General features: G+C 40.5%; 23 protein-coding genes, 1 pseudogene and 1 other annotated feature. Of the genes and pseudogenes, 6 read left to right on the top strand and 18 right to left on the bottom strand.

The features are described 5' to 3' along the window. Window position 1: 1 nt before the first annotated feature. The 6 genes from ACTVAI_RS02505 to ACTVAI_RS02480 form a co-directional block, all read right to left on the bottom strand. Window positions 2–649, bottom strand: coding sequence for a cobalamin B12-binding domain-containing protein (locus tag ACTVAI_RS02505; RefSeq protein WP_443485802.1), 648 nt, complete (start codon window positions 647–649; stop codon window positions 2–4). A gap of 20 nt (window positions 650–669) precedes the next feature. Further along, window positions 670–1,245, bottom strand: coding sequence for a TetR/AcrR family transcriptional regulator (locus ACTVAI_RS02500; protein WP_443472602.1), 576 nt, complete (start codon window positions 1,243–1,245; stop codon window positions 670–672). Between the two features lie 167 nt (window positions 1,246–1,412). Next, entirely contained in the window at window positions 1,413–2,165 is a 753-nt protein-coding gene (locus ACTVAI_RS02495; protein ID WP_443472603.1) for a sugar phosphate isomerase/epimerase family protein, read from the bottom strand. 11 nt (window positions 2,166–2,176) lie between these two features. Next, a complete protein-coding gene (locus ACTVAI_RS02490) occupies window positions 2,177–3,172 on the bottom strand; it encodes a hydroxyacid dehydrogenase (RefSeq protein ID WP_443485801.1) in 996 nt (331 codons plus the stop codon). Continuing rightward, window positions 3,135–3,788 carry a YczE/YyaS/YitT family protein gene (locus tag ACTVAI_RS02485; protein ID WP_443472605.1) on the bottom strand — a complete coding sequence of 218 codons (654 nt, stop codon included), beginning with the start codon at window positions 3,786–3,788 and terminating at the stop codon, window positions 3,135–3,137. The genes ACTVAI_RS02490 and ACTVAI_RS02485 overlap by 38 nt, the downstream gene beginning before the upstream one ends. A gap of 71 nt (window positions 3,789–3,859) precedes the next feature. After that, the gene (locus tag ACTVAI_RS02480; protein ID WP_443485800.1) at window positions 3,860–4,624 is read right to left on the bottom strand and encodes a helix-turn-helix domain-containing protein; all 765 of its coding nucleotides are present in this window, start codon (window positions 4,622–4,624) and stop codon (window positions 3,860–3,862) included. Window positions 4,625–4,702: 78 nt separating this feature from the next. Here ACTVAI_RS02480 and ACTVAI_RS02475 point away from each other — a divergent pair, with 78 nt between their 5' ends. Then, complete coding sequence (locus tag ACTVAI_RS02475; RefSeq protein ID WP_443485799.1) at window positions 4,703–5,329, top strand: phosphatase PAP2 family protein; 627 nt, start codon at window positions 4,703–4,705, stop codon at window positions 5,327–5,329. Between the two features lie 21 nt (window positions 5,330–5,350). Here ACTVAI_RS02475 and ACTVAI_RS02470 read toward each other — a convergent pair whose 3' ends face one another. Next, window positions 5,351–5,482, bottom strand: a complete 132-nt coding sequence (locus ACTVAI_RS02470) for a hypothetical protein (protein ID WP_443472608.1) — start codon at window positions 5,480–5,482, stop codon at window positions 5,351–5,353. Window positions 5,483–5,907: 425 nt separating this feature from the next. Here ACTVAI_RS02470 and truA point away from each other — a divergent pair, with 425 nt between their 5' ends. After that, on the top strand, window positions 5,908–6,648 hold the full coding sequence (gene truA, locus ACTVAI_RS02465) for a tRNA pseudouridine(38-40) synthase TruA (RefSeq protein WP_443485798.1): 741 nt from the start codon (window positions 5,908–5,910) through the stop codon (window positions 6,646–6,648). Window positions 6,649–6,769: 121 nt separating this feature from the next. On the opposite strand, the gene ACTVAI_RS02460 is transcribed toward truA, so the two are convergent. Together ACTVAI_RS02460 and ACTVAI_RS02455 are read right to left on the bottom strand one after the other, a co-directional pair. Next, window positions 6,770–7,261, bottom strand: coding sequence for a hypothetical protein (locus ACTVAI_RS02460; RefSeq protein WP_443485797.1), 492 nt, complete (start codon window positions 7,259–7,261; stop codon window positions 6,770–6,772). 99 nt (window positions 7,262–7,360) lie between these two features. Then, on the bottom strand, window positions 7,361–8,233 hold the full coding sequence (locus ACTVAI_RS02455; protein ID WP_443485796.1) for a DegV family protein: 873 nt from the start codon (window positions 8,231–8,233) through the stop codon (window positions 7,361–7,363). Between the two features lie 211 nt (window positions 8,234–8,444). On the opposite strand from ACTVAI_RS02455, the gene ACTVAI_RS02450 reads away from it, so the two are divergent. From ACTVAI_RS02450 to ACTVAI_RS02440, 3 genes are all read left to right on the top strand, one after another. Then, entirely contained in the window at window positions 8,445–9,086 is a 642-nt protein-coding gene (locus ACTVAI_RS02450) for a YaaA family protein (RefSeq protein ID WP_443485795.1), read from the top strand. Window positions 9,087–9,158: 72 nt separating this feature from the next. Then, a complete protein-coding gene (locus tag ACTVAI_RS02445; protein ID WP_443472614.1) occupies window positions 9,159–10,136 on the top strand; it encodes a D-alanine--D-alanine ligase family protein in 978 nt (325 codons plus the stop codon). Window positions 10,137–10,426: 290 nt separating this feature from the next. After that, on the top strand, window positions 10,427–11,140 hold the full coding sequence (locus ACTVAI_RS02440; protein ID WP_443485794.1) for a Fic family protein: 714 nt from the start codon (window positions 10,427–10,429) through the stop codon (window positions 11,138–11,140). 178 nt (window positions 11,141–11,318) lie between these two features. Here ACTVAI_RS02440 and ACTVAI_RS02435 read toward each other — a convergent pair whose 3' ends face one another. The 9 genes and pseudogenes from ACTVAI_RS02435 to ACTVAI_RS02395 all read right to left on the bottom strand — a co-directional run bounded on the left by ACTVAI_RS02435 (window position 11,319) and on the right by ACTVAI_RS02395 (window position 21,284). Continuing rightward, on the bottom strand, window positions 11,319–12,149 hold the full coding sequence (locus ACTVAI_RS02435; protein ID WP_443472616.1) for an energy-coupling factor transporter transmembrane component T family protein: 831 nt from the start codon (window positions 12,147–12,149) through the stop codon (window positions 11,319–11,321). Then, window positions 12,140–13,855 carry an ABC transporter ATP-binding protein gene (locus tag ACTVAI_RS02430; protein ID WP_443472617.1) on the bottom strand — a complete coding sequence of 572 codons (1,716 nt, stop codon included), beginning with the start codon at window positions 13,853–13,855 and terminating at the stop codon, window positions 12,140–12,142. The genes ACTVAI_RS02435 and ACTVAI_RS02430 overlap by 10 nt, the downstream gene beginning before the upstream one ends. A 27-nt stretch (window positions 13,856–13,882) precedes the next feature. After that, window positions 13,883–14,437 (bottom strand): ECF-type riboflavin transporter substrate-binding protein, encoded by a 555-nt coding sequence (locus ACTVAI_RS02425; RefSeq protein WP_443472618.1) that lies wholly within the window; start codon window positions 14,435–14,437, stop codon window positions 13,883–13,885. A gap of 22 nt (window positions 14,438–14,459) precedes the next feature. Further along, window positions 14,460–15,305 (bottom strand): SAM hydrolase/SAM-dependent halogenase family protein, encoded by an 846-nt coding sequence (locus ACTVAI_RS02420; RefSeq protein WP_443472619.1) that lies wholly within the window; start codon window positions 15,303–15,305, stop codon window positions 14,460–14,462. A gap of 63 nt (window positions 15,306–15,368) precedes the next feature. Further along, window positions 15,369–15,615: a binding site (T-box leader), on the bottom strand. 106 nt (window positions 15,616–15,721) lie between these two features. Then, window positions 15,722–16,090: pseudogene (locus ACTVAI_RS02415) on the bottom strand (transposase); the annotation flags it as partial. 286 nt (window positions 16,091–16,376) lie between these two features. Beyond that, window positions 16,377–18,488 (bottom strand): DNA topoisomerase 3, encoded by a 2,112-nt coding sequence (locus ACTVAI_RS02410; RefSeq protein ID WP_443485793.1) that lies wholly within the window; start codon window positions 18,486–18,488, stop codon window positions 16,377–16,379. Between the two features lie 239 nt (window positions 18,489–18,727). Then, window positions 18,728–18,928, bottom strand: a complete 201-nt coding sequence (locus tag ACTVAI_RS02405) for a cold-shock protein (protein WP_443472621.1) — start codon at window positions 18,926–18,928, stop codon at window positions 18,728–18,730. 550 nt (window positions 18,929–19,478) lie between these two features. Then, window positions 19,479–19,997 (bottom strand): DNA-deoxyinosine glycosylase, encoded by a 519-nt coding sequence (locus ACTVAI_RS02400; protein ID WP_443472622.1) that lies wholly within the window; start codon window positions 19,995–19,997, stop codon window positions 19,479–19,481. Window positions 19,998–20,012: 15 nt separating this feature from the next. Next, window positions 20,013–21,284 carry a CinA family nicotinamide mononucleotide deamidase-related protein gene (locus ACTVAI_RS02395; protein WP_443485792.1) on the bottom strand — a complete coding sequence of 424 codons (1,272 nt, stop codon included), beginning with the start codon at window positions 21,282–21,284 and terminating at the stop codon, window positions 20,013–20,015. 171 nt (window positions 21,285–21,455) lie between these two features. Here ACTVAI_RS02395 and fabV point away from each other — a divergent pair, with 171 nt between their 5' ends. Then, the gene (gene fabV, locus ACTVAI_RS02390) at window positions 21,456–22,652 is read left to right on the top strand and encodes an enoyl-ACP reductase FabV (RefSeq protein ID WP_443485791.1); all 1,197 of its coding nucleotides are present in this window, start codon (window positions 21,456–21,458) and stop codon (window positions 22,650–22,652) included. Window positions 22,653–22,700 lie beyond the last annotated feature (48 nt).

Here is a 22,700-nt window from a genome sequence, read left to right as displayed (position 1 = left end):
ATTAATCAACCGCCTTATCTAGATTTTTAATATCGTCATAACTATTTATTAACATATCTGCGCCCACCATTTTATACGCTTCAGGATTTGATTTAAAAGCATTGCCCCCAACGATAAATATAAAATCATTACCAAATTGGGCTTTAATATTTTCAATCATTTTTTTCACTGAAACCAAGTTATAGTAATTCGTTACACTGATCGTAATGTAATCAGGTTTTACGATTTCAATCGCTTTGAAAATTGTTTTTTCTGGGGTTCTGGCTCCAATAAAAGTTGGTTCATAGCCTTCGAGCTTGAAGAAATCGGCAACCATTTTTGCGCCTAATTCATGATCCTCGAATTCTGGACACATCACAACGACGTTTCCTTTTCTACGTCTCACTTTTTTTCTTTGGTCTAATATAAAGGGGTAAGCAGATTCGATAATGGTTCGAATAATCCCACTTCGCACGTGCTCTCGCCAAATTAGTTCCTCGTCTTTTGGATATTCATCAATGACGCTTACCAATGCTGGAGCCAAAATCATTTCATAAAGCTCCGGAATTGTTACTTCACCCGCTTGAAGCGCGTTAATAGAAATCATGACAGCTTGTTCTTTGTTTTCCGCTTGCAACGCAGTTAGTACTTCTTTATACAATTTTTCCACTTTAAGTTCCTCCTTAAATTTTAAGTTTCATCTCTATCTAAAATTCCATAGACGAATAGATGTACTAATTGCTCAGTTCTAAGCGATTCATGGAATCTTTTGTCTTTTTGAATATAAGGAGAAATTGTCCCGTAAAAATGTAACGCTAATTCAAACGAATTAAAGGGTGACTCGTCTCCTACATAATTACTGAATAATTCAATTAACGGTTGCAAGTATGACTGCCGCCACAATTGATATAAAAGTAAGTGATTCTCTTTTGACATTTCATTTTCAATATCATGCTGCATGATAAAAAGATTGACAGGATGTCTTTCCCTTAAAAAATTAACAATCTCAGTTAACTTATGTTCTAAGGATTGGTTGTGTTCACTTACAATTTCTTCCATCTTTTGCTTAACTTCGGCTGACAAATCTTCCAAAACGGCAATATAGATGGCTTCTTTGGTTTTAAAATGATAATACAAATTCGGTTGGGTAATACCGGCCAAATCGGCTATCATCCGTGTTGAAGTGGCTTGAAAACCTTTATCCATGAACAAATCCGAGGCGATATTTAAAATGAGTTGCCGAGTTGTAATTTTTTCCGAATCCACACCTTAAACCCCACTCTCCTTAAAATTTTATCAGTTGATAAGTTCAAACAAAGAATATCAAATTCGAAATAATTAAGCAACCATTTTAAACTAAATTAGTTAAATAAAGTAATACAAGTCAAATTAAATACAAAAAAAAAGAAGGGCTTTCGAAGCCCTTCTCCTTATTAAATATTTTTTATCAACTGATATAATGCATTTGTATCGTGCACGATGTTCTTTGGATCGTCATCTTTTACAAATTCCAAAAGGTAGTGCCTTGACTGAGAATGTTTTTTTTCAATCTTGTCGATATATTTTTGCCAGTCTGATTGTGCATCTGCCAAAGAATAACGCTCCATATAGTTTTTCCAGTTGAATACATGAACATTACTAATCCATGAAGCTAATATATCTAAACTCGCCAAACGCTCATCGACACTTAAGGTTTCACTTGGCTGCCAATACAAACTTACATTATCTTTTGCGATTGCTTCAATCAAAGCCAAAGCACTTTCCGGTGTATCAGTCAGCGTATTTTGATGATATTCAATTCCAATCTGCATCGCACTCTTTGAAGCAAAATCGGCAATTTCCTTAGCTTCCGCAACCATCCGTCTGCGCGTTTCCTCATCCACAGCCTCCGACCCGTCAGCCCCAGCCCATATTCGGATCATGTCGGTTCCAAGCGCTTTGGTTGTTTCCACTACTTCTTTGAATGCATCCAAGCCATCCAACAACCGGAAATAAGAGCCATACGAACTGACAACCAAACCTGCTTCACGTGTCAGATTTCCTACCCGCCGCGCGTTTTCCAAATCTCCCGGTGGTACATGGTCCTTGCCCCACCATTCGATGGATTGTATTTTTGTTGGCTTGATAATTTCAATGACTTCTTCTACCGAGTACTTCCCCAGAGTTACCGAGCAAAGTCCCAACATTTTATCACTCCCTAGGCCATTTTCTCATAAGATTCCTTGGTAATTTCATAACTCAACTTACCCTCTGCCAGATATTCTTCCAACTCTGCCAACATCCAGTCACCTAGACGCGCACGTTCGTTTCCAGCACTACCCGCCAAGTGCGGTGTTAAAATCACATTTTCCATTGTATAAAGGGGTGATTCCTTCACGGGTGGTTCGGGATGCGTCACATCCAAAATCGCGGTCAAATCAGGACGTACCTGGAGCTCTTCAATCATTTCATCTTCTTTCACAATCGCACCACGCGCTGTGTTGATAAACGTTGCGGCTTCTGGTAATGATTTAATATGCTCCCCCGTTATCATGCCGACTGTTGAATCAAGCAAGGGCGCGTGTAAAGAAGCCACATTCGCTCTTTCAAACAACGTATTCAATTCAACCTTTTCAACGTTGTATTTAGCCATTTCTTCCGCACTCACATAAGGATCATACGCAATTACATTTAAATGATAGGGTTTCAATAATTCAACAACCATCCGCCCCACTTGGCTGAATGAGATCAACCCCACAGTCGCTTGATAGTTCCCGGTCACCGGGTAAAACAAACCTGGTTTAAAAGTCTTTTCCGTTTTAACCTGGCGAATCAACTGCCACGTATTTTTTAATGATAATAAAATCATACCCAGCGTATATTCCGCAACCGGAATGGCATTGGCCGTATTCGCAGTCGTGACGCGAATGCCACGTTTCCAAACTTCATCTGTCAATAATTTCTTCATGGTACCTGCCGCATAATAAATAACTTTCAAGTTCGGCAATAAATCCAGGAATGCGGCATCCATTCTGGCAACGCCCCACCCACCAAACAAAAATTCAACGTTTGTTAATGCTTCCTTATCAGCCTCTAGTGCTTCAAGTGTTGGGTAATAATTTACAGGTCCCAATAACGCCTCAATTTTCGAACGTGTTTCTAGTGTATAAACTGCTTCAAACTGGCTTTCCATCATCATATAAACGGCTCTCATGCTTCTGATTCCTCCTGTTATTAATTGCTGTAATAAACTGTCCGATTAGAAGAACGCTGATAACCGTTCCTTCGCGCACCCCTATCAACTGTTGTAAAAATACCAATGATAGAATAACCGCAACTGCGACAAGCGTTCCGTCAAATAAAACCTTCACTTTACCAAACGTCTTCTTAGTCTTCGAGGCAAGGGCTTTTACGATTCCTTCTGCCGGATTATTCACGATGTCTGCCTCCAGCTGCCAAATTGTACTCAAGGCAATTACAAAACAGCCTACAACCAAGACCGTTATTTTTACTAAATAAGGCAACGATGAAATAAAGCTCAAGTTACTTGACCAACCATCAATCGCCATACCCAATAGAAGGCTTACTATAATTTGTAGGTACTGGTGCTTTGGAAAACGTCGACCCAACAGAACCAATTGTCCCATAATATAAGTAAAATTAAAGATAATCGTCCAGTTACCAAAAGTAAGACCAGTCAGAGAACTCATGACAAATGCCGGACTGGTGATGGCGGTCGTTCCCAGTTGGGTTAAACTTACCATGCTGATCCCAAGCCCCATCGTTAAAATACTCAATAAAAAGAGCGACCATCTTCGCCACATCTTCATTCAATCCCTCCTCACCAGTTAGTTTAAGCTTATTTTGATGGAATATCTTATTAAGAACGATGATTAAATTCTCAATTTCGGAACTTTTTCGGTGATTGACCGGTTTTCATTTTAAATTGACGGTAAAAAGTCGCCAGTGATTCATAGCCGACCTGGAAGCAAATCGAAATAATTTCCAAATCGGTCGTCGTCAATAGTTCAATGGCTTTCTCGATACGCTTGTCCTGGACAGCCTGCATGGGTGTCTGATGGAATGCCACTTTATAAATTTGAGTAAGGTACCGGCCGGTATAATTAAAGACGGAAATCAGGTCATCCAGGCGGTTAATGCTATAGTAGTTATGTTCGATGTACTGCTTGATTTGTTGACTCAGGTCCCCTCTCTTTTTTTCATCGGGTTCTCCCCACCTGACCAGACCCAACAACAACTCAGCCAAACCGATTTCAATAGCCACCTCACTAAGCCAATCAGTACTTGATGTCTCATTTAACAAACGCCGCCAGATGTTCTGAACGGTGCCTTTTTCCGGTTTTTGTAATGGCAGAATAAACGCCTTATCAAAGCGCTCATTTCCCAGTAATTTGGCGATTGTGTGGTTTAAATGGTGCGCTTCGAATTCTAACACGAGGATGGTCGTCATTTTTTTCGAATGGACTTCGTGAAAAGTTTGGGGTGGCAAAAAGACGATGCTGCCATCTTCAAAAGAATACTGCTCGCCATCAAACGCAATTTCCCCTGATTGGTCGAGTGTATAAAGTAATTGATAATAATCGTGAGCATGCTTTGCTTCGACATGCCCCGCTGGATGTTTGTTTTCGAAAAGACGGATACTCATGAAGGTTCCTCCGTTGCTTTACTGTGTTCAAATATTATATGATGATTATATCGAATTTTATTGGTTTAGGAGACTATTATGAAAAACATCCAAAAAGCCCTACTGACACTGGTCCCTTACTTGCTTATCCGGATTCTACTCACTTTATTTCCTGAAGCACTCAACCAAATAGATCAAAACGTAACAGAGACGGTTGTGCAATTGCGAAATGTCATAGCTGATACTTATTTCAGAACCATGACGCAACTTGCCAATATAGACTTCATCAAGGCTTTGATCATAGTGACGATTTTAGTCCTTGTTCTCATTTTGAAGAAATGGAAGACCGCGCTTATCTATACCAGTGGGGTTATCGCGGGGAATGTCTGGCTTAACCCGATGCTCAAGAACTTCTTCCAACGGGAACGCCCGAATGAAGCATTTCGGATGGTATCCGAAAATTCCTACTCTTTTCCGAGTGGGCATTCCTTCGCATCAGCAATGATTTATCCGTTGACGGTTTATATCATGGTTCGTCATACGCGGCTTTCGCAGCACAAAAAAGTTGCGTACTTTCTACTAGCTGTTGTAGTGTTATCAGTTGGTTTCAGTCGCATTTACTTGGGCGTTCATTATCTATCAGATGTGGTAGGTGGCTTCTCCCTTGGTTTTTCACTCAATTACTTAACACGTTATTTCATCAAAAAAATAGAGACACCTTCATGACGAAGATGTCTCTATTTTTTATTATTTAGTGACTTGTTGTATTTTTTGTTTCTTCAATCGTTCTTGCTGGCGCAATTCGATTTCCTTGAAATAATCTTTCCAAGATATTTCAATCGTCACATTTTCTGTGTTCGTATAGACGATATTTTTCAATTGTTACTCCTTTTTGAGCACACCATATGCGTGCGCTCTTCTCCTTTCAACCTCCTCATAATTCCTTTTTTCCGTAATAAAAAAGGTACTCCGATGAGCACCTTTCCGCTTCTTATTTTTAAAAGAAAGAAAAAGGTATTCCTATAGTAGGAAACACGACTTTTTCACTATCAAATCTAAATCTTGGAAATTCACATGGTGAAGCACACGCGTGCTTCAAAAATAAATTTAACTTCGCTTATTTTTGGTTCCGAATACCTGCAGTTCTAGCTGCAGAATAGAGAAAAGCCTTGGTTCCGTACATATCACTTGCATATGTAATGGGATGTCGAACCAATAGTATAACACGAATGGGTGTTTGATGCAAATTGATAGATTTTCTGTATAATAAGAAAAGAATCAAACAGGAAATGGTGAATAATAAAATGAGAAATATAAAAATGACCATCGAGTACGATGGGACGCGTTACCTTGGTTGGCAAAGGCTCGGGGATTCGGATAAGACAATCCAGGGTAAAATCGAGAATATTCTTTCAAATATGACGAATAGCGAAATTGAAATTGTGGGATCCGGACGAACCGATGCCGGAACACATGCCAATGGCCAAGTTGCTAATTTCAAAACGGATTCCACTATGACATTACCGGCGATGCAGGAACACCTTAATCGTCACCTTCCGCGCGATATTGTGGTTAAGGAAATGCAAGAAGTGCCCGAACGCTTCCACGCTCGCTATCACGCAGTCAGCAAACAATACAGCTATCATGTGTGGAACAACGAAGTGCCATCAGCTTTCCAACGGCATTTTAGCTACCACGTGCCAGAAAAATTGGATTTGGACTTGATGAATCAGGCAGGTCAGAAATTCGTGGGACGTCATGATTTCCTTGGATTTTCTTCCTTGAAGAAATCTAAAAAATCAGCGGTACGGACCATCGAATCTGTCACACTTCAAAAAGAAGGCAATATATTGCATTTTGCGTTTGTCGGCGAAGGTTTCCTCTATAACCAGGTGCGCATCATGATGGGTACGATACTGGAAATCGGTGCAGGCAGAATGATGCTGGACGATATTGATGCGGTTTTTGCGAGTGGCATTCGTAGCGAAGCCGGCATGACCGTTCCCGCGCAAGGACTGTTTTTGGATGAAGTTTACTACGACTAAAACTAAAAGTTCCGACTCAGACGCTTTTTTCTTGCTGAGTTAGAACTATCTAGAAAAAGTTCCAACTCAGGCATAAAAAACTGCTTGAGTTAGAACTTTTTTATTTATATACGCTTCATTCTCATTCTTTCGTCTGCTCATCGATCCCTATCCCGGCCAGAACAAGACCGAGCCCCAGAATCGGATTTAACGTTTCATCCGCTATAAAGAGCTCATAGCCAGAATGTGTCACCTGATAATCACGTCTTACGAGGATCAAATCTTCATCATTGCCATTTACAATATGATAACGGTAGCCACCATCACGATTATCAAAACGCCAATCTTTCCCGATGATTGCCAGCGGAACCGGGACATGATACCCTAAACGCGCTTGTTTCACACTCAGCACCCGCTCTCCTTCGACAAAAAGGCCCATTTCAACTTCATAAATGCCTGCTTCTATATCTTTCAAAACAGCCAGTTCCTGGCCTGACACACTATCGTAGATGGTGAGATAACGTCCGTACCTCATCGGCTGCTCTTCAACACGGAAGACCATTCTCCCACCTTCATCAAACACATCATAATCCTGTTTATCGGACAAACGCTTCTGCTTCAATAATAAATACAAGGCGCTCACCTTCCTTTACTCAGTAACCTGACCATCGTATCTACCACTATTATACAAAAGGAGTAAACAGCAAGCATTTACCGTCTACTCCTCAATTTATTAATTCTGTTCTTTTTCCATAAAGAACAGCGAAACGCCACCTAAACCAACGTGCGTTCCAACCGCCACGCCCATTTGCATGATGTAGATGTCTCCTTTAAAATCTGTTTGGGTTTCAATACGTTCTTTCAACTTATTCGCAATCTCAATATCAGAAGAATAGCCGATAAGGATAAAGTTCGTTAATTCCGGATCATACCGTTTGATAAACTCATCAACATAATATTTTAAGGCCTTGTTCGTTCCTCTTACCTTCGCTACAATTGCGCCCTTGCTGCCTTTCATGGACATGATGGGTTTCACTTGGAGCAGACTTCCAATGAATGCTCCCGCATTTGAGATACGGCCGCTTTTAATGAGGTTGTGCAAATCTTCTACACATAAAAAATGTTTCACGCGTTTTTTATGCGTTTCAGCAAAATCTACCAATTCCTCGAATGTATAGCCTTCTTCCAGTAACTGAGCCGTTTTCAAAATTAACCAACCACTCCCATGGCTCATCGACAAAGAATCTACTACATGAAATTTAACGTCTGAATCAGGGTGTCGTTCATAAAATAAATCTTTAGCCAATACAGCGGATTGGTATGAACCACTTGTTCCACTTGACATGCAGATGCACAAAAATTCTTTGTAGCCTTCAGCCATGCCTTCATCAATAATGTTTAAGTAAGCCTCTGGACTAGGCATTGCGGTCGTAGGCAGTTCTTTCATTTTCGGCAATCTGGCAAAAAATTCATCTGCGGTAATATCGATTTTATCTAAGTACGTAACCCCTTCCATATTTATCTTCAAAGGGGCAACACCGATTTTATATTTCTCCAGGAATGTCGGTGACAAGTCGCAAGTTGAATCTGCCATAATCTTAATCATTTGTAATCTCCTTGTTTTAAAAAAAATTTACACAAACACTTTGTTCTTATGTTGCATTAAAGCACATTCAGGGCTTAATGCCAAGCTTTAAAATAAGTGGGTGGTATATTAATAAATCGCCATGAATTCGAAAACGCCCTTTCTAACTTTCATTCTTTTACTATATAATAACGTATTGATTCAAAACGCTCCAGAAGAAGGGATGTTTAACGTGCGTATTATTATTTCACCGTCAAAAGAAATGAGCAAAGAACCACCCATTTCAAATCGACTACCCGAATTTATTGATTTCGCTAAAGAATTTAGTACGGGTGAGGAATTAACGGAAGATCTGAATCGTTACCAAGCCATCCATTTATATAATGGACTGCAATTTCGTTATTTACGGGAGGGACTTTCAGAAGATGATTTTCTTTTCCTGGATGATTATCTCCGCGTTATTTCCGCGCAATATGGTGTTGTGAAACCAATGGATGGGATTCGCCACTATCGCCGTGATTTCACCTCAAAAGGCTTATATAAAGCTTTGGGAGACAAGATTTATCAGTCGTTGACCAAGGAAAGTTCGCTTGTTTTGAACTTGGCGAGTGAGGAGTTCGGAAAGACCATCACTCGCTATGCGACGCCCAAGGATCGTATCGTGACGGTTTCTTTTTTCGAAAAAGATGAAAACGGAAAGTTGAAAAAACACGCCAGTATTTCTAAAAAAGGACGTGGCCAGTTGGTGAACTTCATTGCGCGCCATCGCATCACTGATAGTGACTTCGTAAAGGGATTTGATGATATGGGCTATCAATACAACGAAACGAACTCTGATGCCTCAAAATGGGTATTTATCCGGCCCAAAGATTAAGGGATTATCTTTGGGTAGTTGGTTTCCCGGATGCTATACTGGACTTAACGAAAGTACACTGGAGGGATCGATATGCATGTCGTTTTAATTCATTCAAAGTTCGATGATTTGGATTTAGCTATTACAAATGTTAATCCCGATGGACCCAAACTAATGGGTGAGACTGTTGTCGATGTCCACGGCGCTTTGGAAAGCGGGGGACATACCGTCACAAAGATTGAAGCAGACCATCATTTACTCAGCAAACTTGAAAAAGTCGCTGCGCCCGATCTGCTTTTCAATCTCAGTTCAGGTGTCTCCGACAAGCGTACGCAAGCAAATATAGTGGGCATGCTGGAAATGACTGGCATCCCCATGCTGGGGTCGGGACTGGCTACCCACGTTATAGGCCTGCATAAAGAAATCACCAAATCAATTTTGGCAGCACACAATGTCCGTACCGCCCGCTTCCAACTCGTTGGTGACGAAAATGACAAGATTCGCGAGGATTTTGTTTATCCGCTGATTGTCAAACCGGAACATGAAGGTTCAGGGATTGGTGTGACTGCCTCTTCCAAGGTGGATACACCGGAACAATTACAAAAGATCATTAAGGAAAAGCTGGACTTGCATCAGCAAGTGCTTTTAGTTGAAGAGTTTTTACCCGGCCGGGAATTTACGGTTGGAGTAATGGGAAATCATACGCTTGAAATATTGCCGATAAAAGAAACGATTTTCCATAAAGATGGTCCGCAACTTCTGACAAATGATTTGAAGTTAAGTAATACCGCCACTTCGGCAATCCCCGCGGATATTTCTCCAGATTTAAAAGAAGAGATAGAAATAATGGTCGAAAAGACGTATCGCGTTCTTCGTTGCCAGGATTTTGCCCGCATTGATCTTCGCTTGGATGGCGAAGGACGGCCTCATGTCATCGAATTGAACACATTCCCAGGTTTGGGTAAAAGGATATCCTATTTTCCTCTTATCGCAAAGGCAGCTGGATATGATTATGAACAGCTGATCAATCGTTTGGTAGAGATTGCATTGGAGCCTAAAGGGTTTAGATAAAGATAAGGGGAAAAATCCTTATTCTAATTAAAGGAACAAATGATTTTGGTTGTATACCAATTCATTCGAAAGTAGAGGACACAAAAAAGTTGATTTTTCACCCCTCGTAAATACAAAGGAAAAAGCAACACCTAAAATAGAAAATAGGAAGGATACAATCAAATGTATCAGCATCTTTTTAATCATGCAAAAAAATAATTACATACTACACGATAGTATACCAGTATGCTATCGTGTAGATTCGTATTAGTATACTTATTTTTACATTTATAAAGAAGGAAGGGAATACAATGAGCATCTTACATACATTCTCACAAGATTATCTAGACGACATTCTCGTTCGGCTAGCCCATCATTCGGCTGGTATTGAAGGCAATACTATTTCCTTACCTGCAACGGTTTCAATTATTGTGAATGGGACTCTGCCTATGAGTGGGAAAGCAACTGTACGTGAGTTTTATGAGATTGAAAACCACAAACAAGCCTTTGAGAACATTCTAACCCACTTACTAAATGAAGAGCCCTTAACGACTGCTATCATTCAGGACATACATGCTGATTTAACGGATCGTTTGCAATATGATCGTGGGCAATTTAAAAAAAACGAAAATATGATTCTAGGGGCGGAATTTCAAACGGCATCACCCTCAGAAACACCGTTTCTTATGACCCAGCTCATTGATAATCTGGCATATCGCTTAGATGTTGCTGATTCGGATGACTCTAAACTTTTAGCAATCCTGGATACGCATATCCAATTCGAACGCATTCACCCATTCCCCGGTTGTAATGGGCGGACAGGGCGCATGATCTTGAACTACTCCTTATTACAGCAAGGATTTCCTCCTTTGATTATTGAAAAAGAAGCAAAAGCGGAATACATCGAATTTCTAGGTAACCGGGATTTAGATGGCTTTTTTCAATTTGCAAAAGAACTCATAGAAAAAGAACAGAAACGTATGCAGGGATTTCAGAATATGGACTCTGAACAAATAAAACTGTGATTATAAAAATGAATCCCTACCCGAAAACTAGACACTCAAAAAAGAGCGTTCTTTTTTCGGATAGGGATTTACCAATAGATAATCAATTTTCACTTTTAAACAAGAGGGTATTTTTTGGTATCAAGAACTGTTTCTTTAACAATTGGCCTATCTCGTTAGCTCAAGTTTATGTACGATTCTACTGAAATGGATTATAAAAGCGCCCGTCGTTTTGTAGGGTTAGCCATATACTGAACACAAAAATCAGTGCTGATAGGAGAAGGACAATGCTGTCCGATTGTGAGGGTTTCTTTGCACTGTACCAACTGCGTTTTTTATTTTTTCCAAACCCTCTTAGCTCCATTGCATGGCTAATCACTTCGATTCGGTCAAGGCTTGATAAAATCAAAGGGAAAATAATGGCCGAGATATTTTTAATCCGCTTGACCATTTTCTCATTTCGAGAAATATCGACTCCTCTTGCCTGCTGGGATTGAGAAATCGTACGAAAATCACGCTGAATATCCGGTATATAGCGCAGTGCCAGCGATACGGAATAGGCGATTTTATAATTGACACCAATTTTATTGAGTGAGGCGGCAAACTCACTCGGGTGAGTCGTCACGATAAAAAGCAAGGCAACAGGTATGACCACAAAATACTTAAGAGTCACATTGAACTGATAAAACAGTTGCTCTTGGGTGATGTTATATCTCCCCCAGATATGAAGCAACTCATGGCTACTTCCGTAAATCCGAACACCTTCTTGAGGTGAAAACAAATAGATGGCTACGTTATTTAATAGTAAAAAAGTCAGAATAAAGAGTAAAACAAAGCCGATTTCTTTTATTTTTATTTTGGATAATTTAAAAATAGCTAAACTAATAACGAACAATACCAGTAAAACCCGTGTATCGTAGGTCAACATAGCAGCGGTTGAAAACAAAAGAAAGAAAATAAGTTTGGTTGCTCCAGCCAAGCGGTGGACAGGCGACTGGCGTTCGATATATGAAAGCATTTCTACTGCCATTTTCGACGTACCTCCTTATCATAACGAATGAAGGTTGAAACAAAATCTTCGGCTTCCTCAATGCCAACCTTCTCAGCTAATTGATAAAGTGAGGTTATCGCCAAATTAGCTTTCTCAACGAGGGGTTCACTTGCCAAAACTGACACTGCTGATTGATCCGCCAACAATCCACCTTCCCCTATTACCAAGGTTCGTTGTGTATATTCCAACATCAAATGCATATCATGGGTAATCATTAAAATGGTGACCCCCCGCTTATTTAACTCTCTCAGGAAGGTCATGATTTCTGTATAGTGACGGTAATCTTGTCCCGCAGTTGGTTCATCAAGGATTAAAACATCTGGATTCAGCACCAACACGGCCGCAATTGTAACGCGTTTCTTCTGACCAAAGCTGAGAGCTGAAATCGGCCAATTACGGAATGGGTAGAGGCCGCAAATTTTTAGCGTCTTTTCTACACGCTCACGAATCTCTTCTTCAGAAACCCGCCTATGACGTAATCCAAATGCGACTTCATCAAAAATCATATGCTTAGAAATCATTTGATTAGGATTTTGCATAACTAATCCGATAGCTTCTGCCCGTTTCGTAATGGTGTCTTTACTGATGTCCCGACCGTGGTATAAGATTTCACCGCTTTGTTGGCGTTCAAAACCACAAATGAGTTTGGACAAGGTTGATTTTCCGGCGCCATTTTCACCTACGATGCTCACCATCTCCCCTTTTCTCAGTTTAAAAGAAACATCACTGAGGGTATTCGATTTGTTGGGGTAATGGAAGGATAAATGATTGAGTTCTAATACGATTTCCTGACTTTCAACCCTTTCGCTTTTTTTGACAGCGCGATACCACTGTTTTAAGTTTTCCTCTTGATTTTTAGAAAGCCTTAAGCGTTCAATATGTTCCGGATGCATAGCAGGGGTGATCGTTACGCCTGCATAATCCAAAGCCTTGAGATAGAGAGGTTCTCTCAGATAACTCTGTGATAAAACGGGCGTCGCTAAAAGATGAGCCGGTGTATCGTCCGCTACGATTCGACCGTTGTTCATCACAATAATCCGATCGACATCTCGGTACAGAACATCCTCTAGACGGTGCTCGATAATGACCGTTGTTTTATTCGTCTGCTTTTGTAGCTGGTCAATGAGAGCAATGGCATGCTTGCCAGTCGCAGGATCCAAGTTTGCCAATGGTTCATCAAATAAAAGAATATCCACATCATTCACTAAAACACCTGCAAGGGATACACGTTGTTTTTGCCCGCCTGACAGTTGATGGATAGAGGCATCCAAATAGTCTTCAATTTTAACGAGTTTGGCTACCTGACTAACTTGGTCATGCATCAGGGGCTGAGAAATACAGTCGTTTTCTAGGGCAAAAGCAATATCTTCCCCAACAGACAAACCAATAAACTGACCGTCTAAATCCTGTAGGACTGTTCCTACCATTTTGGATAGCTGGAAAATATCAAGTTCTTTCGTTTCTCTCCCCTTTATTTGGCACTGGCCCTGACTCTCACCCCGGTATGCAAAGGGAATTAGCCCATTGATACAATGGGCTAGTGTACTTTTGCCAGAGCCAGATGGACCGACGATAACCACTTTTTCACCTTCATGAATCGTAAGGTTGATATCTTGTAAGGTCGGTTCGGTCTGACTGCGGTACTTAAATGTAAAATCTTTGAACGCAATAACTGCTTGGTTCATTGTCTAACGACTCCTTACTTTTTCCCTTTATTCTTTCGAAAGACTGTCTCCTTTTAGACGTGTTTTAGCATAAGCGGATAACAGTAATGTCCCGATAATCGCTACCGTTACAATATTGGCCAGTCCTGCGACAATCCCTTGAGTGAAAACTTTATTGGCTGGCTCAGCATAAATCACAATGTCTAAAACGGGCGCTAAAATCCCCCAGCCAATGACTTGTGCAACTACTTGACTTACATTAAAACTAATAATGTCTTTTTTACCAAATTCGCCGTCTTCGACAGATATTTTTCTTGTCAGTAAACCGATTGTAAAACCAATGAATAATGACACCAATACCCAGCTCCACCAAACAGAGCCATATGAAATGGCATCGGTTAAGGCATGGCCAATTAACCCGATCAAGCCGCCTGCTAGTGGTCCGTATACAACCGCCATTAAGGCTAGAAAGGCATATGCCGTTTGAATGCTGGTATTTGGAATAGGAGTCGGAATCGAGGCAAAACGTGCTAATACGACATATACCGCTGCTCCAATACCGATTGCTACAATCGTTTTAATTGATAAATCTTCTTTTTTCATTCTCATCCCCACTTTTCTTTTATTATTTTATTACTTTTAGAATCTGAACTCGCCAATTATCACCACTTAAGATATGGTAAGCAGAGGCAAACGAGCCTTGATTAATTGCAACACCTAATTTGTCCAATGAATTGATAAATAAAATCGGATCGCCAACGCGACTCTTAGCGAAGGATTCACCTAAAGTAATGTCATTCTGATAAACAACGTTATGATTATTCGATATTGTCACTTCCAGCGTATCCCCATAGTTAATACCTTGTGATAGAATCATTTCCCGTGGAATGTTGGTCCATAAATTCCCGAAACGACTATCCAAAATATCAACATTTCCCGAAATAGAGGCGTTTAAAACTTCCGGTTGACTGTGTTCTAGTTTGACAATATCCGCTACATCTAACTCACGTCCTACTTCTTGAAATGAAATCACACCTGCTGCTAAACGCGCCGCCGTATAGACATAGACATCTCGCCCATGGAATGTATAAGAATCACCGGAATTTGGCAGACGGTTAACTGTCTCATCAATTTCTCGAATAGAAACAATACCAATACTTTCTTCCAGATGTGTTAAGGTTCCATTATCAGGTGTCACAACATATTGTCCAGCTGCTGTTTTGGCTACGACACTCAACCGATCAGTGCCGACTCCTGGATCAACAACCGAAACAAATACCGTTTCTTCCGGCCAGTATTGAACCGTTTGATATAACCGGTATGATGCTTCCCAAATATTATACTGCGGGATTTCATGCGTTAAATCATAAATTTGTAAACGCGGGTTAACACTTAATGCTACCCCATACATGGCACTCACTGCACCATCCGCTCTGCCAAAATCCGTTTGTAATACCAATTGTTTATTCATTATCTCTATTCCTCCTCTATATTAAAAGCACCATACAAAAAAACCACGTCGCACCGAATAAACGGCAAGGACGTGGTTTGAGACGTGGTACCACCTTACATTTACAAGTTGTTCACACAAGCTTGACTCAGTGAGTAAGGAAAGCAGCTTACTCCGGCCTTGTTAACGATTGCCACTCCGTTACTAGCTAGACTTCTCTCACTAGTAAAACTCCAAGACCATTTTTCAATACGTGGGTTACTTCTTTTCACCAATCGAAGCTCTCTAATGAACACCATGAGTATTTACTTATTCTCTTCAACGTTTTTCACATTTAATTCTAATCAATTATAGTTGATACTAAAATGGAAAGCAATATACTTTTATATGTAATTTGAAATATTTTTTTGACAGCGGCTTTGTACCACCCATTGGTTCATCGTGGATTCAACGTCGCCTACCTTGTCCTTGAAGCGACGATAAAGCGTTCGCATGGAACAATTAATCGGCATCTCCTTCCGACCAATGATGATATCCGGTGTCCATCCTTGTGCGACTTTTTCATTGATGTATTCCTGTTGTTTCGTTGGCAGATCAATCTTACGCCGTCCACAACGCTTCTTATTTTTCTTGTACTGTTGGTAATAATCCAAGGCCGTATGGCCTTCTTTCAAGAAATTGACGACGTTGTAAATCGGTGTTCTGGATTGTTTTAAATACGCAGCAATTTTGGTAACCTTGATGTTTTGGTGGTAATAAGATTCTATCATCACCAGTTCATCCGTGGTAAGATGGGTGTAGGTCATTCGTGATCACTCCTATGTATTCTTTGGTCGGAATTACAATTTGAGTGTACCACGAATGGCTTATTTATTTGTCTAGCTTAATTTTACAATCGACGCATTATGAAATGAATGCATATGAGTATCATATAACTCCTAGTTAACAAAATACATGAAATTGTATGAAACTATGTATCGGGAATCTATTCTCCATTACTAAAATACAGTACTGAAGAAATATTCAGCTTTACAAACAAAATCTGCTTCTATTCACTGAAAAGCGCCCCATCGGAGTGAATGTCAGGCGGGTTTATTGCGAATCGGAAAAATCAAAGGCAAGTTTATTATTGGCCAACTTCAACTTTGCGTTGAAAGTAGCGCCTTTTTTACTTTTGAATCCTTTTATTAGACTGGTTTCTTGTTTAGATAAAAGATCCTTTACGTTTTTCTTCGTGAGTGTCTTCCCGCTCCATTTTTTAGGCAAAGTAAATTTACAGCCCTCACGATAACCCGCACAACCAAAGAACTTCCCTTTATCTATGACGCTCTTATGGCACAGGGGACATGCGCCAATGGCAGTGTCTGCTTCACTTTTTTCAGCATGTTTTTTTATAGCACTGTTTTCGAATGTACCCGGTACTTTTTGAATTAAGTGGTTAATAAAGTTTGTAATGCTGCTCAAGAACGCTTCTTGTGTGCCTTCCTGATTGCGTATTTTTTTAAGGTACTTTTCCCATTTAGCGGTCATAGATGCATTGGCTATTTCATCATTTTGGATTACTTCACAAAGCGTCTCGCCTTTTGGTGTGACCAGGATATTATTTTTCTGAAGCGTGATATAGTCTTGCTTTTTCAAGGTTTCAATCACATTTGCTCGCGTCGCCTCCGTCCCAATGCCTTCGGTTTCTCTTAAGATAGCTTTATTCTCTTCATCTTCGGCGTCGCGACCAACATTTTTCATGGCCGTAATCAGTGTTCCCTCTGTGTAATACTTGGGCGTCTGTGTCTTCCCTTCCTTGGCGTAAAAATGACTAACCACCGAGTCTCCTTCTCTTACAGAGGGAAGTGTTTGATTTTCTTCTTTCGTATTTTTCTCGTTTTTGTAAAACTTCCGCCAACCCATCGCTTTTTCTACTTTACCGGTCGTCTTAAACAAAACAGCATTGACGGTGGTTTCAATCGTTGTTTCATCATACACATAAGGTTTTTCAAATATACTCAACGTGCGATACAGGATCAGTACATAAATATTTCTTTCCTTTTGAGATAAAGCTGCTAAGTTTGGCAACGTTCGCGTCGGGATAATGGCATAATGTTCTTGGACGTTTGCGCCATTGACATAGCGCTTGTTCTCTTTTAACTGCGGTTCGGCAATCGTTTCATTCACTAAATTTAGATAGCTGGGAAGAGCGTTTTTTAAATAGTCAAACTCCGGACTACCAATATAGTTCGTATCGGTACGCGGGTAAGAAACCAGCTTTTTCTCGTACAGACCTTGCACGATTTTCAGAGTTTCTGAAGCGCCGTAATTAAACCGTTTGTTCGCTGTCGCTTGTAAATCGGAAAGACTAAAGAGTTTGGGTGCAAACTGCTTCTTTTCTTCCGTCTTTACGGATTTGATTTTTCCGGGAGCATGATCGTTTAGTTCATGTCTCTCTTTAAAAGCCTCTAAATCGTGTTCACTATCAAAACGACCTGCATATTTCCCTTGGTAAATGCCTTTTTCATGACTAAATCTGCCATATAATTCGAAGAAGGGTTTACTAACGAATGCCGCAATCTCTTTATTCCGCTGGTAGATCAAATATAAGGTCGGTGTTTGGACGCGGCCAATACTAAAAACACCCTTCATGCCGCTTTTTTGCATATAGAGCGTGTAGAGACGCGAGAGATTCATGCCGACTAGCCAGTCAGCGATTTGTCTGGTTTCGGCCTCTTTATAACTGGAATAGAATTCTTCTCCGTTCCGTAAATGGCGGAACCCATTTTTTATTTCTTCCTTTTCCAATGAATTGATCCAAAGACGCTTGAGTTGTTTATGGTTATTTCCTGAAAGATTAATGATTAAGCGCGCAATCGCTTCTCCCTCTCGATCGCCATCAGTGGCGATAATAATCGTGTCTGCTTCATCTAAATGCTTTTTAACGATGGTGTATTGCTTTTGCTTTCCGTCACTGACTTTGAACCGATACTCGGTTGGCAACAGCGGCAATGTATTCAAATCCCATTTTTTCCATTTCTCATTGTAATCTTCAGGAGAAAAAAGGGAAACGAGGTGACCGAATCCATACGTAATGACGGCATCCGGAAATTCTTTGTCCGACACCACAAAGTAGCCATCTTTACGCTCTGAATGATCAAAAGCGTCTCCGTAAGTGGACGCTTGACTGGGTTTTTCGGCCAAAATAACGGTTTTACTCATTAACTCACTTCTTTCTAGGTATTATTAACTGATTTCAATAGATAACCATCATGCCGCCAAGCAGTACATATAATTCATGGATAGTGAAGGATTCTTTGGATTTCCTTTCATTCGGGCGGTATCATATCATAATTTTTTATTATAAATCAATCCTGTTTAAAATTTCACATTAATCGTTAGAGATAAAAGAAAAACACCTCAGCTAGTTCGCTGAGGTGTTTATTAAGTTAAAGTTTAAATTAAGCTTTGTTAACGTTAACTGCTTGCGGTCCACGGTTACCTTGTTCTACTTCAAAAGTAACTGCTTGTCCTTCGTCTAAAGATTTGAATCCATCAGTTTGGATTGCAGAGAAGTGTACGAACACGTCATCTGAACCTTCACATTCGATAAAACCAAAGCCTTTTTCTGCGTTAAACCATTTTACTGTACCGTTATTCATAATGAAATTCCTCCGTTGTGCTTTTGCACGTTATATTTATAATATTTCGTTCAAAAAAATTAAGAGAGAATTAATCATATACATGAATAACATACAATCTAATTTTGTTAAATAAATTACTACATTCATAACTATAATCCTTCTTGCGACAGAAGTAAAGCATTTTGATTTATACGCTCGAAAAAAACTGGTTAGTACCGTGGACGATGTGTCTGTAAAAGGAAACGAATAGCTAGGGGATATTAGTGTCATTTCCTAATAAGAGCCGCTCCTGTATTCCCCACAAAAATTTCTAGAAAATAAAATGTCTATCGATCTAGGTAACCCACTACAGGTTCGGAATCAAGTAGTCACCTTCTTCATTGTACACTTGTCGCAAGTCATTAACTGCTAATCCTGCTTTTTGCTTTGGAGTCGCATAGGCGTGAGCTAAAGCTAAATTATTTCCGTTTAAAAAGCCGACTCATGTTGCACGAGTCGGCCTTATTACAATTAATAGCTCACTCAGCGAGGTTTTTCTCCGTGAGTGAGCTTTATTTTTGAAAAAGGCTCACTCGCAAAATTGAGTGCGCTTTTTACTAACTTTTTTCAAACCGTATTGAATGGCTTCGTGCCATTGTTTCATCCGTTCTTGTTCACGTCCGTTATTTAAGCCGCTCGTCGATAAGCCACAAATTACTTCATAATCCTGAAAAATAGCGTGCTTTTGTGTTTCCCGATAAGCCGTCTGGCCATTCGCGATAATCAGGTGAATAGCCGTTTGTCCCAGAACGTGCTCGAAATCATTCAAGGTTTCATTTTTGATGTTCACATCCTGGCTGCCCTCACGCTCAACGGTATCATAAACGTCCCACAAGCCAATGCCATGGGCCAACAATGCTTCCAGTCGTTCTGTATAATTAACAGGATCACTAATTCCCAACGCACTAAAGACGGTCCGCCAAAAGGCATTGCCCGGATTACCGTAATATTGTTGCTTCCTTAGCGAAACCACACCGGGATGACTTCCCAAAATCAACACCCGTGTTTGCGCGTTTATAACCGGTCCAAACCCTTTTGTTGCTTCCACGCTCATCCTCCTTTTCTATTTTGATGCATAAACCACATCTTCAATCTCTTCACCCAGCAATACTTGTCGCACCATATTAAAAGCGCTCCAGACTGAATACTCACGATTCATATTGCGTTTATAACCAAAATGGAATTTTTTGGCGAAGGTTTTTTTGTCCTTCCTGGCAATTCCAATCCAGACTGTTCCGGGAATTTCCCCTTCCAGGGAACTGGGACCAGCCGCTCCAGTTAGAGAAACCGCAATGTCGGCGTTGAACTTGGCCAACGTTTTATCGGCCATTTCAAAGGCACATTCCGCACTGACGACGCCATATTTTTTGATGGTTTCTTTGGTGACCTCCAACACTTCGTTTTTGATCGTTTCACTATAAGTCACGACCCCGCCTTCAAAGAAAGAGCCGGCTTCAAATAAACTCGAGACTGTACTTAAAAAAGCACCACCGGTTAAACTTTCTGCTCCAGTGATCATTAGTTCTTTTTCAATCAATAATTCCCGTACGATATTGGGTAAATCATTCTTACCCGTACCGATGATATACGTTCCCGCACACGCCTCGACTTCTTGCTCGGCCTTAGCGAGGGGCTGATTCGCCTTCGCTTCATCCTTTTCAATCGCAGTGATTTCAACTTCGATTTCTAATCCATCCGGATAGATTTGGATAAAGGGATTACCTTCGGATGTCAGTAAATCCGCCAAATCATGGTGCGCCTGCGCCATGGTCAAACCAAACAAACGAATTATTTTTTTGGAAACGACTTTGTTTTCCAAAAGATGTTCCAGAATCAAAGGCTTCGTCTTTTCGTTGAACATCGGTATTAATTCATCTGTAGGTCCTGGCAGTAAAATGAACGTATGTGAATCGGACTGATAGAACATTCCGAGAGCTAAACCGGTAATGTTCACTAATGGTATGGAATCAAGTAAGGTTAGGGCCTGTAACTGATTGTTTTCAGGCATGACTAAATCGGAATTTTTATGGTAGGTGATAATCCGGTTTTGGGTATCTTCATCCAACACAAGTGGTTTATTCAAATGCTCTGAAAGGGTCGTTTTGACGATATCATTTGCATTTGGACCCAACCCGCCCGTAATGACGATAATATCTGCCTGGTCTTCGGCACGGAGGATGGCATCCATTAATTTTTCACTTGAATCATGGATCATGACAGCTTGGGTCATTTCAATTCCAATAGATGACAATTCACGCGTCAGGAAAGAAGCATTATCGTTTACTGCGAGACCGGTTAATAAGCTTGAACTAACGGTAATAAGCTCGGCTTTCATAATCCCCACTCCTCTTCATCGTTTCGCTTTATGTTAAAATAATTTTAGCATAATCAAAAGTTCTCTCAAACTGTATGGTTTTTATTTAAGGTACAGTTATCTGAATTGTGTTCCATTTTATCTTTTTCTGATATGATACTCTCATATCAACCTACAGGGGGAAATTAAAACATGCTTACTTTCAAACAAAATATACGTGGAAATGTCGCCTTAGGTGTAAATCCACTTGGATGCAAACAAGAAGTATTGAATCAAATAGATTATGTAAAAAACAAAGGAACTTTTGAAGGACCGAAAAAGGTTTTAATTATTGGTGCCTCATCCAGTTACGGCTTAGCCACACGCATTAGCTTGGCTTTCGGTGCGGGTGCAGATACCATTGGTGTTTCTTTTGAAAAGGGACCTAAAAACGAGCGTAACTTGGGTACAGCTGGTTGGTACAATAATATTGCCTTTCGTGAAGCAGCTGAGAAAGAAGGACTGGTTGCCAAAAACTTTGTGCAAGATGCCTTCAGTCATGAAACCAAACAAGAGGTCATTGATTATATCAACAACGAGTTCGGTGGCAAAATAGATTTGGTTGTTTATAGTCTGGCGAGTGGTATAAGGAAAGATCCGACAACCGGCGAAACACATAAATCCGCTATTAAAGCAATCGGCGAACCCGTGATTGGCCCAAACATCAATATGCAGGAAGAAAGCTTCTACACCCAAACTTTAGAGCCCGCAACGGAACAAGAAATCGCTGATACCATCAAGGTCATGGGTGGCGAGGACTGGGTCCTTTGGATGGACGCACTGAAAGAAGCCGGTGTTCTGGCTGAGGGTGTATTGACGACCAATTATTCCTATCTTGGAACTGAATTGAACCATTCCTACTACGGTGGTGGTACTCTGGGACGCGCTAAAGCTGATGTGGACGACAAAGCAACGCACATTAATCACCTGTTGGCAGATATCAATGGTAAAGCTCAAGTGGTGGTCGCAACTGCCGTGACAACCAAAGCAAGTTCAGTCATTCCTTTCTTCCCGGTCTATTGCATGGGGCTTTATAAAGTGATGTCCGAAAAAGGCACGCACGAAACACCAATTGAGCATATCGACCGCATTTACCGTGACATGGTATACGGCGACAAACCCGAGTATGATGAAGTTGGTCGCTTAAGACCGGATAATTGGGAAATCGACAGCGATACCCAAGCCAAAACCAAAGCATTGATTGAACAGATAAATGCAGAAAACTTTACTTCTGATATGACTGCTTATGGCTTGTTCTACAAAGAATTCTCAAACTTGAGTGGTTTCATGGTGGATGGTTATGAGGAACAAGAAGCTACTTTGGAAGATTTAAAAGCATTAACATTTTAAGTTGTAGCAAGTAGAAAGCCTGCATAACTATTTTAATTTTTCAGAGAG

The sequence above is a fragment of the Jeotgalibaca sp. A127 genome (genome assembly GCF_052266745.1).
Classification (GTDB): Bacteria; Bacillota; Bacilli; order Lactobacillales; family Aerococcaceae; genus Jeotgalibaca.
This window is presented reverse-complemented; position numbering and strand designations above follow the sequence as displayed.

Coding starts and splice junctions, on each gene's coding strand:
- ACTVAI_RS02495 (WP_443472603.1), bottom strand. CDS start 2,165: ATGTTGGGACTTTGCTCGGTAACTCTGGGGAAGTACTCGGTAGAAGAA.
- ACTVAI_RS02490 (WP_443485801.1), bottom strand. CDS start 3,172: ATGAGAGCCGTTTATATGATGATGGAAAGCCAGTTTGAAGCAGTTTAT.
- ACTVAI_RS02485 (WP_443472605.1), bottom strand. CDS start 3,788: ATGAAGATGTGGCGAAGATGGTCGCTCTTTTTATTGAGTATTTTAACG.
- ACTVAI_RS02480 (WP_443485800.1), bottom strand. CDS start 4,624: ATGAGTATCCGTCTTTTCGAAAACAAACATCCAGCGGGGCATGTCGAA.
- ACTVAI_RS02475 (WP_443485799.1), top strand. CDS start 4,703: ATGAAAAACATCCAAAAAGCCCTACTGACACTGGTCCCTTACTTGCTT.
- truA (WP_443485798.1), top strand. CDS start 5,908: ATGAGAAATATAAAAATGACCATCGAGTACGATGGGACGCGTTACCTT.
- ACTVAI_RS02455 (WP_443485796.1), bottom strand. CDS start 8,233: ATGATTAAGATTATGGCAGATTCAACTTGCGACTTGTCACCGACATTC.
- ACTVAI_RS02445 (WP_443472614.1), top strand. CDS start 9,159: ATGCATGTCGTTTTAATTCATTCAAAGTTCGATGATTTGGATTTAGCT.
- ACTVAI_RS02440 (WP_443485794.1), top strand. CDS start 10,427: ATGAGCATCTTACATACATTCTCACAAGATTATCTAGACGACATTCTC.
- ACTVAI_RS02435 (WP_443472616.1), bottom strand. CDS start 12,149: ATGGCAGTAGAAATGCTTTCATATATCGAACGCCAGTCGCCTGTCCAC.
- ACTVAI_RS02430 (WP_443472617.1), bottom strand. CDS start 13,855: ATGAACCAAGCAGTTATTGCGTTCAAAGATTTTACATTTAAGTACCGC.
- ACTVAI_RS02425 (WP_443472618.1), bottom strand. CDS start 14,437: ATGAAAAAAGAAGATTTATCAATTAAAACGATTGTAGCAATCGGTATT.
- ACTVAI_RS02420 (WP_443472619.1), bottom strand. CDS start 15,305: ATGAATAAACAATTGGTATTACAAACGGATTTTGGCAGAGCGGATGGT.
- ACTVAI_RS02410 (WP_443485793.1), bottom strand. CDS start 18,488: ATGAGTAAAACCGTTATTTTGGCCGAAAAACCCAGTCAAGCGTCCACT.
- ACTVAI_RS02405 (WP_443472621.1), bottom strand. CDS start 18,928: ATGAATAACGGTACAGTAAAATGGTTTAACGCAGAAAAAGGCTTTGGT.
- ACTVAI_RS02395 (WP_443485792.1), bottom strand. CDS start 21,284: ATGAAAGCCGAGCTTATTACCGTTAGTTCAAGCTTATTAACCGGTCTC.
- fabV (WP_443485791.1), top strand. CDS start 21,456: ATGCTTACTTTCAAACAAAATATACGTGGAAATGTCGCCTTAGGTGTA.